The following is a 16,438-nucleotide window of genomic DNA, read 5'->3' as shown; positions in this document are numbered from 1 at the left end:
GAGATTTAATTTCCTCAAAGCCCTATGTAGTTTGAGTCTTGGTGTATTTCATCCTGATTCAGGCTCGTCAATATTTAGATGCGTTTGCCCTGCCTCAATCCGTTAATTTCAAAGTTTTATAGCAGATAAATCCCAAAAGCTGGATGAATATTTCCCATTAAAAATAAACAGCAAGATATGATAAATTTCCTGAATCAAATGTACTGGCATGCAAATTATTCTAGTTCAATAGATTACTTTAGTCAGTTTATAATATCGGCTTTTAAAATACGCCCTAAAGCTGCTCATTTTTCATCCAGCTAAACAAAAATCTATTTATAAATAGTATATTTTAAAGATAAATTTTGAGAAAATTGTCAAAAGTCACAAAATAGGAAATAATTTTAATTAATTGCTAATCTGTCCAGTTTGTTAATTAGGTTGATGCAGGATTTAATATGCAATCTCTTACTTGCTGTATTGCAGCTATATGTAAAAGGATGCATAAGGGAGTTTGTTGAAGCACTTAAGTTTATGGTTAAAGTTCAGATAGTTAGAAAAAAAGTTTTATGGAAAAATGATGTCCTGTTTCCAGCAGCAATATGGGTTGCCAGCCGAATATTCATTTGGACAGCTATGTTGCTAGTTGCGCCAAAACTACCGTTACCAGCAGAAGAATTTTTGCCCCATTTTGGCTGGGGGGTTTTTGATGCCTGGGATAGTATACATTATCGAGCGATCGCTACTTCTGGATATGAATTTGTCAATGACGGCAAACAACACAATCTGGCCTTTTTTCCCCTGTTTCCCTTAAGCATTTGGGTTTTGATGAAACTAGGCTTGCCGTTTGAATTAGCAGGTACGTTAATCAACAACTTGGCATTTTTCGCAGCCCTTTACTGTTTGTACTTTTGGATCAAAGAAAATTATGGCATTAATGCAGCGCAGTGGACTACAGCAGTAGTTTCTTTGTATCCATCTTCCATGTTTACGGGGGTGATTTATACAGAGGGCTTGTATTTGTTTTTGAGTACATCGGCTTTGCGGGCGTTTGATCAAAAGCAGTATAGCTGGACTGCGCTTTGGGGGGCGATGGCGACAGCAACACGTCCTACAGGTATGGCACTAATTGCAGCATTTGCGATCGCAGCCTGGAAAGAACGCCGACCACCCATTGCCTACATAGCTGGTTTTACTACCGCTATTGGCATACTTCTATTCAGTTTGTATTGTGCGATTTATTTTGGCAACCCTTTAGCTTTTGTTGAAGCACAACGGGGATGGCGGCCAACTCTGGGGTTTGATTGGCAGGGTTGGTTAAATATGCTAATGCAAATTGTAGTTGGCACAAATAATTGGCAATATGGTTGGGTTCAAAACCCATCTGGTGGGATTCAAGACCCCTGGTATCTGTTGTTGTTTGGCGTAATTGTTACCAGTGGCTATCTTTTATGGCGTTTCCGTCAACATTTTCGTTGTGTGAAATTATTTTATGCTTTTTATGCTTTAGTCTTATCTTTGTTGATTCTGGCAACTGAAGAGTGGATTAATAGCTTGCTCAACTTGTTCATGGTCTTAGGTGGTGGCTATGTGTTGTGGCGCTTAAGTAGGCAATTGACCGCAGTTACAGTTATTTATGGCTTTTGCGGTATTGGTTTGCTGTTAGCTTCTGGAGGTACCATCTCTTTAAGCCGTCTCGCTTATGGTATTGTGCCTCTAAATATAGCTATTGGTGTGCTGCTATCTCGCCATCCTCGTCAGGGATATTTAATATTGGGCGCTTTTGTGACATTACTAGCCAAAATAGCTGTAGGATTTGCCCAAGAGCGCTGGGTTGGTTAGTAAACCAAATCTTAGTTGAGAACCGTAGTTTTCACCCTCTCCCTAAATCCCTCTCCCAGATTTGGGAGAGGGAGTTTGAAATTGTGGCTCCCCGAATCCCAGATTTGGGATTCGGGGTTGGGGGATGAAGGCAAATCCTTTTCATCATGGAAGAACTATGGAAGAACTATGGAAGAACTATAGGTTTCAAGATAGACGTGGTTTAGGTAGGTGTGAATAAGTAGGTAGGCACAATAAAACTTAACTATGCAAAGAAAGATAAACTTAGTCAAAATCTTCCCTCTTGCTTTACCCCAACAATAAATTTACCCACTTGGTTGGTAATCAGACGCTTCAGACATTATAAAAAAGCTGGAGCCGCTTACTAAAAACGAATTTCATGAATTTTACATTACATAATTTAGTTTGATTTCTTCTTGCCTATTTACTTTAGAGGATTTAATCAATGAGTTGATTCTTTATTGCTAATAAATTGAATTAAATTTTATAAATCGAGATAAGAAAATGAAAAAAATAAATCTTACCACACATTTAACACCTTATATAATTCTTTATAGCGCTTTTATTGTTTGCGCCATTGTGGGTATGCTAATTTACCCTGATAGTTTTTATAAGTTTTTTTCGCCCACTCAGTTAAGCCGTACAATTCCTTCTCAATTACCAGAAAAAAGTTACTATTGGGATATAGAACATTATGCAAATATGGCTTTGCAAAATACTTGTACTGCTTTTTATCCTTTTTGGGGTTTAATAATTACTCACCTATTTTATCCCCAAAGTTTAGAACAATATGCAAATTATTTTAAAATTACAGCTACAGCAGTTTTTTGCGTATCTACTCCTCTAGTATTTTGGATATTTAAAAAAGCTTTAAAAAATCAATATTTGGCATTATTAATTGCTCTTGCTTACACCCTCAACCCTATGGCGATTTTTCGCGTTATAGGCTACACCGAAAGCTTGTTTTCTCTACTAGGAATTTTTTTGATATGGTTGCTTTTACCTGATAACAAATTAAATGAGAAAATAAAATTAATACTGCTATCGTTTCTTAGCATTTTAATGGCTTTAACTCGTCCGGTACTAATTCCGATGATTTTTGCTTGCTTATTCTCATTAATAACAATATTTTTGCTAACAAAACAGCTAAGTAAAAGTGACCTTTTCCGAACGATCGCAATATCTATTTCAGCAATATTAGGATATTCTATTTATGGATTTTCATGTCTCCAATCAAGAGGAGATTTTTTAGCACCATTCCACGACCAAAAACTATGGGGTAAAACATTAGGGTTACATTTAGACTTACTATTTTTCTCTAAATCTCCCTTGTTTGATTTATTAGGTTTATATTTGCCAATTTTAATTTTAATAATTTCTTTGATTATAATATATTGCAAATCTAAAAGCCAGAAAGTATTGGTATTTATTCCTAAATTATTTATCTGGGATATCTTAATAATATATCCGCCCGGATTAGTATTAGCGTATATCTTGAATTATTGGCGAGGTGCAAAAAAGGAGATAATTACCTCTAAATTCACAAAAAGCTTACAAAATAATTATATATTCTGGTTCTGTATATATTTTTCAGTAATAAATGCTTTAATTGTATTTTTCACACAAAACCGCTTAGTGAGTTTAGGCAGATATATATTTGCAATACCTTTCTTTTTTCTAGCTTTAGGATATTTATATTGTTGTTTTCCGGGAGAAAGAAAATATAAAAACCTATTATTTGTGACTATTGTATCTGCGATCGCTCTTGTGCAACAATGGATTGATTATGGAAAAGATCAATGGCTCGGTTAAAAGGCAAAAAAATAGTTAATCAATAATTTTTAGTTGATTATTTCTTGGTCAGAGGTTGAATTGAAATTTAATAATGAATGTATCCAATCAAACGAAGATAGCGATCGCTTCATTATTTGTAGGTGTAGGCGCCATTTCTTTTGGCTCTATTTTTATGAAATTAAGCGAAATTGAACTCAGCTTCACTACCACTGTATTTAATCGCTTTTGGCTTGCTAGTGCGGTCTTCTTAGGATGGCATGGATACAAGGCAATACGCCACCAATTCTCCTTAAAAAAACCTGTAAAACAGCAGACCTACACCAGTCAGGATCTGTACTTATTGCTAGGCGCTGGTATTATGAAGGCTGCCACTTTAGTCTTTTTGGCTTGGTCGCTGACTCAAACTAGCGTTGCGATTTCTAGTGTATTGCATAACCTCGCCCCCATATTTACTAGTTTAGGGGTGTGGCTGTTATTTCGTCAGGGTTTTGAGAGGCAATTCCTGATTGGGATGGTTATCGCACTTGGAGGAGCGATCGCTATTGAATTTGAGGAACTGCAAATCGCCATAGGCGAAGTTCAAGGAGGCTTTGCTGCGATCGTTTCTGCGGTTTTCTTGAGTGGATACCTGCTAATGGTAGAAAAATTACGAACTAAATTTTCTCCTGTTACAATCCAGTTGTGGATCAGTGCGATCGCGGCTTTAGTCATCTTCCCCATACTTTTGTTCACTCAAGATCGGGTTTTCCCCTCTACAGTCAGTGGGTAGCTTTGGGTAATTTCCCTAGCCCTGATTTGCCAAGTATTTAGGTCATGGGCTTTTGACCTATAGCCTTGTTTTCCTCTGTGGTTGTCTCCTTGGTGCATCTGTTAGAGCCAGTATTTAGTGGCATTTTCGCTCTTATAGTATTTTCGGAAAAATTAACTTTTTCAAATTGGGTAGGTTTTGCTGTAGTTTTAATGGGTTTATACTTAGGCATATCTAGTCAAGCTGTTGTTAATTTGCCGTTTCAGGAATCAGTCAAAAAGATAGTTAACACTTTCGTTAAAAGTATGACGAACAAAGTATTGTTACTACAACAATTCTCCGAAAGACCAGCTTTACTAGGAACTATCTCATTATTTCTTGCCCTAATTCCCATATCTTTAGCACCATCTCTGGCCAAATTGTGCGAACAAGAAATTGGTGCAAATGCTGTAGGATTTCATCGCAGTTGGATCGCCGCAGTCGTCTTTGGGCTGTGGAATGGACTTGAGGCTTTGCGCCGCCAACAATCTGATCGTCAACCTATAGAACAGAAGCCTTTTACAAAACAGGACGTGTGGCTGTTATTGGCAATGGGAACTGCTGCAACGACTTCCTTGTTGTTGTGGGCTTGGTCGCTGAGTCAAACTAGCGTTGCTAACGTAGCTTTACTGTCTAATTTGAATCCCTTATTCGTTGCTGCGGCTGGGTATCTGTTATTAGGTCGGCGCTTCGATAAGAGATTTGTTATTGGTATGGTCATAGCGCTTTTAGGAGCGATCGCCTTTGAACTTCATAAGATGCAATTTGCAACTGACCAAATACTTGGTGATGCGCTAGCATTTTTAAGCGCGATTTTTATTGCCACCTATTTGCTGCTGATAGAACAACTCCAAACCCGATTTACTACCGCAACCATAATGCTCTGGCGTTGTGGTGTGTCTACAATGTTTCTGTTGCCTATTCTCCCATTCATCGAAGAGAGATTGTTTCCCTATTCTTGGATGGGGTGGTTTTTCATCATTTTTCAAGCTCTCTTCTGCCAAGTGTTGGGTCAGGGACTTCTAACTTATAGCCTCAGCAGACTCTCATCAGGCGTCGTCGCCGTTACCCTTCTGCTCAATCCAGTTTTGGCTTCCATTTTCGCTTGGTTCATTTTTTCAGAACAGGTAGGTTTGTTTGACTGGGCGACTTTTGCCGTAGTTTTAGCGGGTATCTATCTAGCCCAATCTAGCCAATCCACTGTTCAAGTAACAAACGAAGGCTCGTAATGCTATAACAGCTTGTAAAAGTTCATTTATCTATCTGCAAATTTGATTTGTCCGCGATATTTGGGTAGCTTAGGTTGATTAATATCATTCATTGGTGGTTTAGCAATAAATAAGATCCCTAACTTCTTTGAGACGTTGGGGATCTGTGGATTTTGGTATAATTAATTTTTGATAATTAGTGTAAATCCGTTAGCTGCTCCTATGATTTTACTACCAGTTAAATTGATTTGCTGTAAAGCCTCATTGTCTAATAGCAAATAAGATTTATTAGATAGCATTTTTTGTAAAATTGGCACAGTTACAGCAGTTACCTTGCAATCGCTGTAAAAGTCCAAACTAGGACGATTATAAGCAAAAGAAGTATAAATTTGTGTTCTTGGTGAAACATTTGCCCGAATTAATTCCGCTACTGGTTTAACAGGAAAAGCTTCATTCAATTCCCAAATCCATGATTGCGAACTCATCAACAGTGCTAAAACTAAGTACATCCCAGAAAATAATACTGGAATAAAGTTGCGATCGCGCTGTTTAACTAACCATGCTGCGATGCCCATACTTATTGCCAAAACAATACTCATGACTATTAAAATAGCTTCTTTTTTAATAAAAAAGTAAACACAACCTCCTAAACCAGCAATAGAAATAATAGCCAGAAATATTGTTAAAGTTCGCACTTTAAAATGACCATACTGCCAAATTTCGCTAAGTTTAGCACCAATTGCCAAAGCTAAAAATGGATATACAGGCATAACATACCACGGCAGTTTAGTTCTCATTAAAGAGATAGTTCCTAAGTAAACAATTGTGCCAATAATAATTAGGCGACTCCAGGAAGTCTGAGATTTTTTCCAAGCTAGATAAAAGCCTCCTGGAAAAAATAATAGCCAAGGAAAACTATACTTAATTATCTCAATTAAATAGTACCAGAGAGGCCCCTTATGACCTTCAACAGATTGTGTAAGGCGATTAAAAGTTTGTGCTTGAAAATTAACTTGGAAGAAATTTTCGCCATAATGTTGCCATTGTGCAAAAAACCAAGCGATCGCGGGCGCATTTCCGAAAAATATTCCCACTAATAAATAGGGGCTTTTTAACAAAGCAAACTGCCGATCTGCAATCAGGAATAAACAAGCGATCGTTCCTAGTGGCAAAACTATCATCCCTTTAATTAGAGTGATTAACCCTAGACAAAATCCCACACCGAGAGCATACCGACGATTCTGACGTGCTTTGAGCAAACAAAACAACAACAGCAAGAAAAAGGTAATAGTTGCACCATCTAGCATTGCTAACCTTCCGTGACGCACCACAGGTAACATTGTCAGGTAAACTAAAGCGGCAAACAAAGCTGGTAAACTTTCGTTAAAAAGCAAACATCCTACTAAGTAAAGCAAAGGCACTCCTAAAGCAGTTAACACTGCACCCGGTAGACGTGTTGTCCACTCATTCACGCCTCCGATAGAGTAAGTCCAAGCAATTAGCAAGTGCATCAGTGGTGGCTTATTATAATAAGGTTCAGCTCCCAAAGTGGGGTAAAGCCAATGCATTGAACCAAGTGGGGCACGCCAAATTTCACGGGCAATCTGTGCCACAGTACCTTCATCCCAATCTCGTAAAGGGGAGTTTCCTAAAAATATTAGCCATAGAACTAGAGATATTAGCAGTAGGCTAAATAACCATTCTTTTTCTCGGAATAGACGCATATTTAAAATCGGGATAATCATCTCAACGGCTGTAATGCGGTATTTTACCCCAGATTTAGCAATAGGAGTTTGGTTACTTTGGTTTGAGCAGTTAAACCTTGTGATCGCTCAAAATGCCAGCGTCAATCATCCGGTGATATTCGTCAATCGTCCACTTAGCAAATATCACACTCATAAGGATTGATTCGTCCTATTAAATGCACTTCAGGTCTGATTAAAAACAAGTCGATTGATTGAAGATACTGTCCTTAAGAATACTAAAAATTACTTATAGCCAAGATACCTTGACCAGAATAACTGTATAGCAGGTTGACAAAGCGTTACAAGGGTATCATCCTAGAGTGTTTAGAAGGTAAACCAGATGAGTAACCACATTAAGAGTCTATGGTAACAGCACAACCTATCACTATTGATTTGTTTGCTGGGGCTGGTGGCTTTGGTCTAGGTTTCGAGATGGCAGGTTTTTCTCTTCCTTTATCCGTTGAGATTGATGCCTGGGCTTGTGATACACTGCGCTACAACCGTCCTAATATGACAGTTATTCAACAAGATATCCGTGATTTAAACACTGCAAGTAGCGTTAAAGATATCTGTGACTTCAAGCCTGATATTATTATTGGTGGCCCTCCATGTCAAGGTTTTAGTATTGCCGGACCAGCACAAAAAGATCCTAAAGACCCTAGAAATAGTCTATTCATTAACTTTGCTGATTGGATATGTTTTCTCAAACCTAAAGCTTTTGTAATGGAGAATGTCAAAGGTTTACTTTCGCGCAAAAATATTGAAGGTATAAAGGTAACAGATATCATTAAAGAAACTTTTGAAAATCTCGGATATTTTGTAGAAGTATGGTCATTAAATGCTGCTGAATATGGTGTACCACAAATTAGGGAGCGTATTTTTATTGTTGGAAATAAAATAGGAACAAAATTAGGCATTCCTCCAAAAACACATTCTTTAGATTTATTGCATATCAATAGCTCTCAATTATCAATATTTGCCTGTATGGGTTTACTTCCTGCCTTAAGCTTGTGGGATGCTATATCAGATTTACCACCACTGAATGCACGTGAGGGTGAAGAGGAACAACCTTATATTTCAGAAGCTCTCAATAACTATCAAAGATGGATCAAGAATGGGAGTCAAACACTTTACAATCATGTTGCAATGGATCATTCCCAGAGGCTTGTGGAACGCTTCAAACATATTAAATGGGGTGAATCAAGTTCAGACGCACCAAAAGAACATGGGGCTAGACGCCGTAGTGGAAATGGTGAGTTATCTGATATAAGTTATGACCAGAATAACCGACGTTTAAATCCATATAAACCATCACATACAATAGCCGCTTCCTTTTACGCTAATTTTCTTCATCCTTTCCAGCATCGTAATTTGACAGCCCGTGAAGGCGCACGTATTCAATCTTTTCCTGACACTTATCGTTTTCTAGGGAAGAAGACTGTTGTATCTCACAAATTATTACATCGAGAAGAGAGATTCGACGAGAAGTTTCTTTGCCAGTACAATCAGGTAGGTAATGCTGTACCACCTATTCTTGCTAAAGCGATCGCACTTCATCTTCAAAATAAATTACAGCTATGCCCAAAAGCGATAGAAACCCTTTAGTTCACGGCTCTAATCTTGAACAAAAGGAGAATCACCGCACAAAATACAGAGATGTTGAGAGTAAAAAATATCTCAGTGAGATTAGAACTGAGTATGATAAGTGGCGTTCAGCTAATCTCGAATTAGTTGGGCCGACATCAACACTAACTGATGAAGATAACACAATTATTGCTACTAGGGTAGAACTTCTATCAACATATAAGGATTTTTTAGACCAGCAGCACTATGCTGAGAAGTTTGATTCTAGATCGAATCTTCACTCTAGCGTGCTGGAAGAATTTCTCTATTATCTGTTTAAAGATTTAGTAAGAGACTTTGGAGAAAATGCTCTCATTGGCAAATCACATACATTCAAAGATATTTTCTTTGTGCCGCCAAAATACTCTGAGATGCTAAAGCGGCCCTATGCACGTATTGAAAAGAAAGATCATGACTTTGTAATTGGAGCTACCATTCAAGTATCATTTGAAGCAGCAACTCCACCGGAGAAAGATGAAAATCCTGGTGAAATACTCCCACTTCTTAAAGAGGAACCGGAAAACTACTCTGAAGTTACAGTTACAGGAAACACAGAAACACACATTTTCGATATTCCAGTTGTTGCAATTGAATGTAAGACATATCTCGATAAAACTATGCTCGAAGGCTCATCACGAGCAGCAGAGGACTTAAAAGCAAGAAATCCAAATAGTTTATATGTTGTACTTATGGAGTGGATCAAGTTGACCAGTGATGTCAATCTTCGGAAGTACAAAGTTGACCAAATTTATGTACTACGCCAGCAGAAAAACACTGACCGAGAATTTAGGTATGAAGAAAAATATCTTAAAAATTCAATTAATCCAGTTGTAGTTCAACATCTATTCCATAAAGTACGGAAGCATCTGAAAATTGACTGGACTGGCGGAATTGAACATGGCATAGAGCGTGGGTGGCTAATTGACAAGTAGCTACTGATTAACGATAAAGCTAAAACTTTAAATCCTATTCAACCCCTTGGGGTAATAATTCTCATTGCTGTTGATAGAACGTCGATATATCCAGAAAGCAACTACAATTCATCAATTGTTACTAAACCGCCCTCAATAAACTGTATGACAAGTTCATACCCATCAAGTAAAGCAGTTCCTAACAAAGGTCGCTTTCCTGTCGCAAGTACATTCACTTCCCGTTCTTCTCCATTCCAAATAATGTTAGCTTGATGTACTGGCAAGATTACATTACTATTGTCAGCTAAATTGGCATACATATCATAAACAAAAGGAAAACCCAATAGAGTAACTGCTGCTGTGGGTAAGGAAAGAAACTCTGTAAAACCTGTATCGATAACAAATTCAATAGTAAAATTTGGTTGATTGGGCAGTCGAAATATGATGTTAACGGTTGCGCGTCCGTTCTTGACAATACCAGAAATCACCGATAATCGCGCTCCATGTCACCACTGAAGGAAACAGCGACTTTATAACCAATGCGAATACCAAAAAGTCGAGCAAATGGGTGTTTATTACGTAAATATCGTGCCGATTGTAAGCCTGTTTTATCAATTGCGTATTCACCTGTTTCTATATCGATAATCACCATTTTACCGATGTTTTCTTCTCGTTCTACTTGTTGACGAATGCTATTTTCATATAATTCTTTCGCACGTCGCCCAACTTCTTCGCGGCTTAAAAGTATGCTTTGCATAGCTTTGCTCTTTTGTTGCTACTCTGTATTAATTCTACTTGATTATTTGTTGTGGCTTCAAACTGAATTTTCTACTGTTATCTTTGGGTTAAGCAAGAAGACAAATAGCGATCACCTGATTTTCTGTCTCTGACAAATGAATCAATTTAAAACTATGGCGATTTCAGATGACTAAAATACACCTAACACAGCTTGGAGTCAGGAGTCAGAATATAAAGTTATCCTGAATTCTGGTTTTGGACTCCCCAATAATCGGGCGTATTGCACCCAACTGAGAACCGCTATAATTCCGCAGCTAACACCCTACCTTGAACTGATTCAAACTCATCTTCTAGTAAATATAACTTCGCTTCATCATAGTTATTACTAGAAAATACAACTTTATAACCCTGTGCCGGATCATAAATCTGACAGTTATCTTCACTGTCGCAAAGCAATAAAAGAACATATGGAGGGGAATGACTTGGATCTATCCATACTTCCATAAATTCCCAGTTATTCTTCATTTGATCTTGTGGGGGAATAACACGGTATTTGTCGTCTGCATTAGACATATTCAAACAAAAAAACGGTAGAGCAATTAATACTCTACCGTTTTTTAATTTGGGATTTAATCTAAAAATCCCAAACCCTAAATATTACTCAACGCCTTGGGGTAACAATTCCCGACGCTGTTCAGAACTAACTTGCACAACGCCATTTTCATCTACATCAACAAGGGCTGTATCGCCATCCTTAATGCGACCAGACAGAATTTCTTCTGCTAGGCTATCTTCTAACAGGCGCATAATTGCCCGACGTAATGGCCTTGCGCCGTAGCTGGGACTGTAACCTTCAGTGATCAATCGATCCTTGAAGCGGTCTGTGACTTCTAAGGTGATACCCTTTTCCGTCAGACGACCAAATACTTCCTTGAGCATAATTTCGGCGATTTGGGTCACCTCCGGCTTGTTCAACTGACGGAAGACGATAATTTCATCGAGTCGGTTGAGGAACTCTGGACGGAAGTACTGCTTCAATTCTTCGTTCACCAAAGAGCGAATCCGGTTGTAAGTTGACTCGCTGGCGTCTTCGGAGAATTCAAAGCCGATACCGCTACCGCCTTTTTCAATTACCTTAGAACCAATATTGGAAGTTAAAATCAGCAAGGTGTTCTTGAAGTCTACTGTGCGACCTTTGGCATCAGTTAACCGACCGTCTTCCAAAATTTGCAGCAGCATATTGAAGACATCGGGGTGTGCTTTTTCGATTTCGTCGAACAACACCACGGTGTAAGGTCGCCGCCGCACGGCTTCGGTCAACTGACCACCTTCGTTATAACCAACATAACCTGGAGGGGAACCAATCAGTTTACTGACGGTGTGACGCTCCATGTATTCGGACATATCTAAGCGGATCATCGCTTCTTCGGAACCGAAGAAGTAAGCAGCCAAGGACTTCGCCAACTCGGTTTTACCTACACCAGTCGGACCAGAGAAGACAAAGCTAGCTATGGGTCGGTTGGGATTTTTCAAGCCGACACGAGCGCGACGAATTGCCCGTGAAACTGCTCTGACAGCTTCATCCTGACCAATTAAACGCTGATGCAAGGTGTCTTCCATGTGCAGCAGCTTTTCAGATTCAGATTCGGTGAGTTTGTTCACCGGTACCCCAGTCCAGGAAGCGACAATGTGGGCAATGTCTTCTTCTGTAACTACAGGTTCTTCGCCTTCTGTGCCAGTTGCATTGGTCTTGCTTTGAGCGATCGCTCGGATTTCGGCTTTGATTTCCATTTCCCGATCGCGCAGTTCCCCAGCTTTATCGAAGTCTTGAGAGCGCACCGCGTCATCTTTTTCTTTTAATATCTGACGCAGTTCTTTGTCTAACTCTTTGGCTGCGGGTGGCAATTGGGAGTTAATCAAGCGCACCCTAGAACCAGCTTCATCAACTAAGTCGATGGCTTTATCTGGGAGGAAGCGATCGCTAATGTAACGGTCTGATAATTTCGCCGCCGCTACCAATGCTTCGTCGGAGATTTTCAGTTTGTGGTGTTGCTCGTAGCGTTCGCGCAAACCATATAAAATTTCAATTGTTTCATCAACTGTCGGTTCGCCAACCATTACTGGTTGGAAACGTCGCTCCAGCGCTGCATCTCGCTCGATGTGCTTCCGGTATTCATCCAAGGTGGTAGCACCGATGCACTGCAACTCACCTCTAGCCAAAGCTGGCTTGAGGATATTTGCTGCGTCAATAGCACCTTCTGCCGCACCCGCACCAATTAAGGTGTGTACCTCATCAATCACGAGAATGACATTACCCGCCGAGCGGATTTCATCCATGATTTTTTTCAAGCGTTCTTCAAATTCACCCCGGTATTTGGTTCCTGCTACGAGCAAACCAATATCCAAGGTGACGACGCGTTTATCTTCTAAGATGTCAGGGATATCTTTAGCGGCAATGCGTGAAGCTAAACCTTCAGCGATCGCTGTTTTACCAACCCCTGGTTCCCCAATCAGCACTGGGTTATTTTTAGTCCGGCGACCCAATATCTGGATCACTCGCTCAATTTCTTTAGCGCGTCCCACCACTGGATCGAGCTTATTGTCCATTGCCATCTGGGTTAGGTTTGAGCCAAATTCATCCAGAGTCGGGGTTTTTGTGCGCCCGGATGAACCGCCTGGTGAAACTTCGGCAGTTTCTCCCAACATGCGGATGACTTGGGTTCTTACCTTAGACAGATCCACACCGAGGTTTTCTAGCACCCTGGCTGCTACACCTTCCCCTTCGCGGATTAGGCCCAACAGCAGATGCTCGGTGCCAATGTAGTTATGCCCCAGTTGGCGTGCTTCTTCTAGGGAGAGTTCTAGAACTCGCTTTGCCCGTGGCGTAAACGGAATTTCCACGGCAACAAAGCCTGATCCCCGTCCGATAATTTTTTCAACTTCAATTCGGGCATCTTTGAGATTGACGCCCATTGATTTCAGCACCTTGGCAGCCACTCCAGTGCCTTCGCCAATCAGACCCAAGAGGATCTGCTCGGTTCCGACAAAGTTGTGACCTAAACGGCGGGCCTCTTCTTGGGCCAGCATGATTACCTTAATGGCTTTTTCTGTGAAGCGCTCAAACATGGCTTTATCCCATCATCTGCGGTCGTGCCGGTATGCTGATTTTAGCACAGGCAAAGCTTTTGGATGCCTGTATAACAGATTATAGACATCCTGAAGCTATGACTTTAGTTGATGGGCTAATTGTTAACTATTGACTACTCTTATCTGGCTAGTGTACTGAGGAGCTTTAGTTCACCAGCCTTTTTGGGATTTATTACAAACAGTTCACTGCTTACATTGAGAGTTTCTTGACTCACTCCCAAATATTTATATGTAGCATATATATTTTTTAATATCAAGCAAAAATAATTAGCATAAAAATTATTTATTTAATTTTGTTTATAGATAAAATATTTAAATATAAATAAGCTTGGTAAAGTAACATTTTTTTGCTGAAGGCGATCGCAAGCCCCAATAATTCAAAATTAATAATGCTCAATTAAATATACCGGTTCTCAGCCCTTGTGAGCGACAAGAAGCCCACCCCCAACCCCCTCCCGAAAAGCGAGGAGGGGGCTACGATTAGGAAAAGCTATAATTTGTAATTAATTACGAATTAGTTAAAAAGCAAGTGCCAAGAGGATTTTTCGAGGCGATCGCTGACAATGGAATACCATTGGTCTAAAGTTGCTTTAAATTTGCGGTGTTGTAAATCTGGCAGCCAAAGGATTAGGGCATCCTCATCGTTATCTTGGTAGTAACCCCGCCGCCGCCCAGCGGTTTGAAAGCCAAATTTTTGATATAAAGATATAGCCGCCAAGTTGGAAGCTCGCACTTCGAGGGTAGCTCGCTCCATTTTGCGATCGCAAGCTGTCTTAATAAGTGAATATAATAAAGCCGCACCCAAACCTTGACGGTGATATTGGGGATGAACCGCCAAAATTGTAATGTGGGCTTCATCTAAAATAGACCAAAAGCAACCCATTCCTAGCAAACTTGGGCTGGAGGAGGGGGAAAATAAACCGAGTATATCGCTGTTGGGACTATCCAATTCTCGTTTGTAGCCATCGAGAGTCCAAAGTCCGCCAAAACAGACTTGATCGAGTTCCAGAATTGCACTGAGATTATCTAATGTCAGTAATTTAATTTCTAAGTCTAATGAGATCACATTTATTGAATAAGGTTACAAACCCTTTGTACACTGGGAATCGGGAGACGAACTCAAAGCCCGTAATTTGAACAAGGAAAACTTTTATAGTTATGGTATCGACTCACCCCACTGGGGTTCAACATTCTGGAAGTCAATATTTACCTCAAAGGCGCGACATCAACACTAATTCCTCGCCGAATCAGGAACTTTTACCCTTAACTGCTAAAGTTCATAATCATGACTCCCTGGAAATTGGTGGATGTGATGTCACAACCCTAGTTGAGCAATTTGGCTCACCTTTATATATTTTAGATGAAGAAACCCTGCGTTCGGCTTGTCAGCAATACCGAGATGCTTTTAAGCAATACTACAAGGGCGAGTCTCAAGTATTGTACGCCTCAAAAGCTTGGAATTGTTTAGCAGTTTGTGCGATCGCCGCCTCTGAGGGTTTAGGAATCGATGTAGTTTCTGGGGGCGAACTTTACACCGCCTTGCAAGCGGGTGTTAGTCCCAATAAAATTTACCTGCACGGAAATAATAAATCTCGTGAAGAATTAATTTTAGCGATCGAGTCTGGTGTCACAATTGTGGCGGATAACTGGTATGAGTTGCGTACCCTTGTGGAAATCGCCCAACCCTCTCTTCCAATCCGCATCATGCTACGGTTAACTCCCGGTATTGAGTGTCACACCCACGAATATATTCGCACGGGACACTTAGATAGTAAATTTGGCTTTGATCCCAACGATTTAGATGAAGTTTTTACCTTTGTCAGTCAACAACCTGCCCTTAATTGCGTAGGAGTACACGCTCATATTGGTTCCCAAATTTTTGAGCGCCAACCGCATCAAGATTTGGCGGCTGTGATGGTGCAGTGGCTGCGGGATGCCGGGAAGTATGGTTTAAATATTACAGAGTTAAATGTTGGTGGCGGTTTGGGGATTAAGTACACAGAATCAGACGATCCCCCTAGTATTGAAGAGTGGGTGAAGGCGATTTGTGAAGTAATTCAAGCAGCTTGTGCAGCCGAAAATCTGCCTTTGCCGAAATTACTGAGTGAACCAGGGCGATCGCTAATTGCCACAGCTTGCGTCACTGCCTATACTATTGGTTCATCCAAAGTTATCCCAGAAATTCGTACCTACGTAGCGATCGATGGGGGAATGTCTGATAATCCCCGCCCGATTACTTACCAATCAGTTTATCGGGCAGTAGTTGGCAATAAAATGTCTTCACCTTTAACCGAAACAGTCACAATAGCTGGTAAACATTGTGAATCAGGAGATATTCTGATTAAGAATGCACTACTTCCAAAGACTGAACCAGGAGATATTCTCGTAGTTATGGGAACTGGTGCGTACAATTACAGTATGGCATCTAACTACAACCGCTTGCCCCGACCGGCAGCAGTTGTGGTGGCGAATGGCGAAGCAAATTTAATTTTGCAACGTGAAACTTATCAAGACTTAATTCGACAAGATCGCCTACCAGAAAGGCTGAAAAATCAAGAGTTAGGAGTTAATAGTTAGAAGTTAGGAGTTGTGAATTTTAAATTATGAGTTGTCAATTAAAGTTTTTTTCATAACTCATAACTCATAACTCCTAACTCCTAACTC

The 16,438-nt window shown here is 40.0% G+C and carries 14 protein-coding genes; 8 read left to right on the top strand and 6 right to left on the bottom strand.

Features of this window, described 5'->3' with window-relative positions:
- The first annotated feature begins 513 nt into the window (after positions 1-513).
- The 4 genes from V7K32_RS28535 to V7K32_RS28520 all read left to right on the top strand — a co-directional run bounded on the left by V7K32_RS28535 (position 514) and on the right by V7K32_RS28520 (position 5,631).
- Positions 514-1,821, top strand: a complete 1,308-nt coding sequence (locus V7K32_RS28535) for a mannosyltransferase family protein (RefSeq protein WP_334998296.1) — start codon at positions 514-516, stop codon at positions 1,819-1,821.
- A 504-nt stretch (positions 1,822-2,325) separates the two neighbouring features.
- Positions 2,326-3,633, top strand: a complete 1,308-nt coding sequence (locus V7K32_RS28530; RefSeq protein WP_334998294.1) for a mannosyltransferase — start codon at positions 2,326-2,328, stop codon at positions 3,631-3,633.
- Between the two features lie 73 nt (positions 3,634-3,706).
- Positions 3,707-4,384, top strand: coding sequence for a DMT family transporter (locus V7K32_RS28525; protein ID WP_334998292.1), 678 nt, complete (start codon positions 3,707-3,709; stop codon positions 4,382-4,384).
- 65 nt (positions 4,385-4,449) lie between these two features.
- Positions 4,450-5,631, top strand: coding sequence for a DMT family transporter (locus V7K32_RS28520; RefSeq protein ID WP_334998290.1), 1,182 nt, complete (start codon positions 4,450-4,452; stop codon positions 5,629-5,631).
- 161 nt (positions 5,632-5,792) lie between these two features.
- Here V7K32_RS28520 and V7K32_RS28515 read toward each other — a convergent pair whose 3' ends face one another.
- Positions 5,793-7,334 (bottom strand): ArnT family glycosyltransferase, encoded by a 1,542-nt coding sequence (locus tag V7K32_RS28515; protein ID WP_334998302.1) that lies wholly within the window; start codon positions 7,332-7,334, stop codon positions 5,793-5,795.
- A gap of 34 nt (positions 7,335-7,368) precedes the next feature.
- On the opposite strand from V7K32_RS28515, the gene V7K32_RS28510 reads away from it, so the two are divergent.
- The 3 genes from V7K32_RS28510 to V7K32_RS28500 all read left to right on the top strand — a co-directional run bounded on the left by V7K32_RS28510 (position 7,369) and on the right by V7K32_RS28500 (position 9,910).
- Positions 7,369-7,518, top strand: a complete 150-nt coding sequence (locus V7K32_RS28510; RefSeq protein ID WP_334998288.1) for a hypothetical protein — start codon at positions 7,369-7,371, stop codon at positions 7,516-7,518.
- A 200-nt stretch (positions 7,519-7,718) separates the two neighbouring features.
- Complete coding sequence (locus tag V7K32_RS28505) at positions 7,719-8,960, top strand: DNA cytosine methyltransferase (protein WP_334998286.1); 1,242 nt, start codon at positions 7,719-7,721, stop codon at positions 8,958-8,960.
- Complete coding sequence (locus V7K32_RS28500; protein ID WP_334998284.1) at positions 8,933-9,910, top strand: Bpu10I family restriction endonuclease; 978 nt, start codon at positions 8,933-8,935, stop codon at positions 9,908-9,910. Before V7K32_RS28505 ends, V7K32_RS28500 begins: the two co-directional genes overlap by 28 nt.
- A gap of 101 nt (positions 9,911-10,011) precedes the next feature.
- On the opposite strand, the gene V7K32_RS28495 is transcribed toward V7K32_RS28500, so the two are convergent.
- The 5 genes from V7K32_RS28495 to rimI form a co-directional block, all read right to left on the bottom strand.
- Positions 10,012-10,377 (bottom strand): clan AA aspartic protease, encoded by a 366-nt coding sequence (locus V7K32_RS28495; protein ID WP_334998282.1) that lies wholly within the window; start codon positions 10,375-10,377, stop codon positions 10,012-10,014.
- Positions 10,374-10,646 carry a hypothetical protein gene (locus tag V7K32_RS28490; RefSeq protein WP_334998280.1) on the bottom strand — a complete coding sequence of 91 codons (273 nt, stop codon included), beginning with the start codon at positions 10,644-10,646 and terminating at the stop codon, positions 10,374-10,376. The genes V7K32_RS28495 and V7K32_RS28490 overlap by 4 nt, the downstream gene beginning before the upstream one ends.
- 281 nt (positions 10,647-10,927) lie before the next feature.
- Positions 10,928-11,200 carry a hypothetical protein gene (locus tag V7K32_RS28485; RefSeq protein ID WP_334998279.1) on the bottom strand — a complete coding sequence of 91 codons (273 nt, stop codon included), beginning with the start codon at positions 11,198-11,200 and terminating at the stop codon, positions 10,928-10,930.
- An 84-nt stretch (positions 11,201-11,284) separates the two neighbouring features.
- Positions 11,285-13,753: an ATP-dependent Clp protease ATP-binding subunit gene (locus tag V7K32_RS28480; RefSeq protein WP_334998277.1), complete on the bottom strand. Its 2,469-nt coding sequence runs from the start codon at positions 13,751-13,753 to the stop codon at positions 11,285-11,287.
- A gap of 535 nt (positions 13,754-14,288) precedes the next feature.
- Positions 14,289-14,840 (bottom strand): ribosomal protein S18-alanine N-acetyltransferase, encoded by a 552-nt coding sequence (gene rimI, locus V7K32_RS28475; protein ID WP_334998275.1) that lies wholly within the window; start codon positions 14,838-14,840, stop codon positions 14,289-14,291.
- 92 nt (positions 14,841-14,932) lie between these two features.
- Between rimI and lysA the strand changes: the two genes are divergently transcribed.
- Complete coding sequence (gene lysA / locus V7K32_RS28470) at positions 14,933-16,351, top strand: diaminopimelate decarboxylase (protein WP_334998273.1); 1,419 nt, start codon at positions 14,933-14,935, stop codon at positions 16,349-16,351.
- The last annotated feature ends 87 nt before the right edge of the window (positions 16,352-16,438 follow it).

It is taken from the genome of Nostoc sp. (assembly GCF_036917635.1).
Taxonomy (GTDB): Bacteria; Cyanobacteriota; Cyanobacteriia; order Cyanobacteriales; family Nostocaceae; genus Nostoc.
This window is presented reverse-complemented; position numbering and strand designations above follow the sequence as displayed.

What these genes read in the sequence shown, in the direction of transcription:
- V7K32_RS28530 (WP_334998294.1), top strand. Translation starts at nt 2,326, where the DNA reads ATGAAAAAAATAAATCTTACCACACATTTAACACCTTATATAATTCTT.
- V7K32_RS28500 (WP_334998284.1), top strand. Translation starts at nt 8,933, where the DNA reads ATGCCCAAAAGCGATAGAAACCCTTTAGTTCACGGCTCTAATCTTGAA.
- V7K32_RS28515 (WP_334998302.1), bottom strand. Translation starts at nt 7,334, where the DNA reads ATGCGTCTATTCCGAGAAAAAGAATGGTTATTTAGCCTACTGCTAATA.
- V7K32_RS28505 (WP_334998286.1), top strand. Translation starts at nt 7,719, where the DNA reads ATGGTAACAGCACAACCTATCACTATTGATTTGTTTGCTGGGGCTGGT.
- V7K32_RS28480 (WP_334998277.1), bottom strand. Translation starts at nt 13,753, where the DNA reads ATGTTTGAGCGCTTCACAGAAAAAGCCATTAAGGTAATCATGCTGGCC.
- V7K32_RS28535 (WP_334998296.1), top strand. Translation starts at nt 514, where the DNA reads ATGGTTAAAGTTCAGATAGTTAGAAAAAAAGTTTTATGGAAAAATGAT.
- V7K32_RS28485 (WP_334998279.1), bottom strand. Translation starts at nt 11,200, where the DNA reads ATGTCTAATGCAGACGACAAATACCGTGTTATTCCCCCACAAGATCAA.
- V7K32_RS28510 (WP_334998288.1), top strand. Translation starts at nt 7,369, where the DNA reads ATGCGGTATTTTACCCCAGATTTAGCAATAGGAGTTTGGTTACTTTGG.
- V7K32_RS28490 (WP_334998280.1), bottom strand. Translation starts at nt 10,646, where the DNA reads ATGCAAAGCATACTTTTAAGCCGCGAAGAAGTTGGGCGACGTGCGAAA.
- lysA (WP_334998273.1), top strand. Translation starts at nt 14,933, where the DNA reads ATGGTATCGACTCACCCCACTGGGGTTCAACATTCTGGAAGTCAATAT.
- V7K32_RS28525 (WP_334998292.1), top strand. Translation starts at nt 3,707, where the DNA reads ATGAATGTATCCAATCAAACGAAGATAGCGATCGCTTCATTATTTGTA.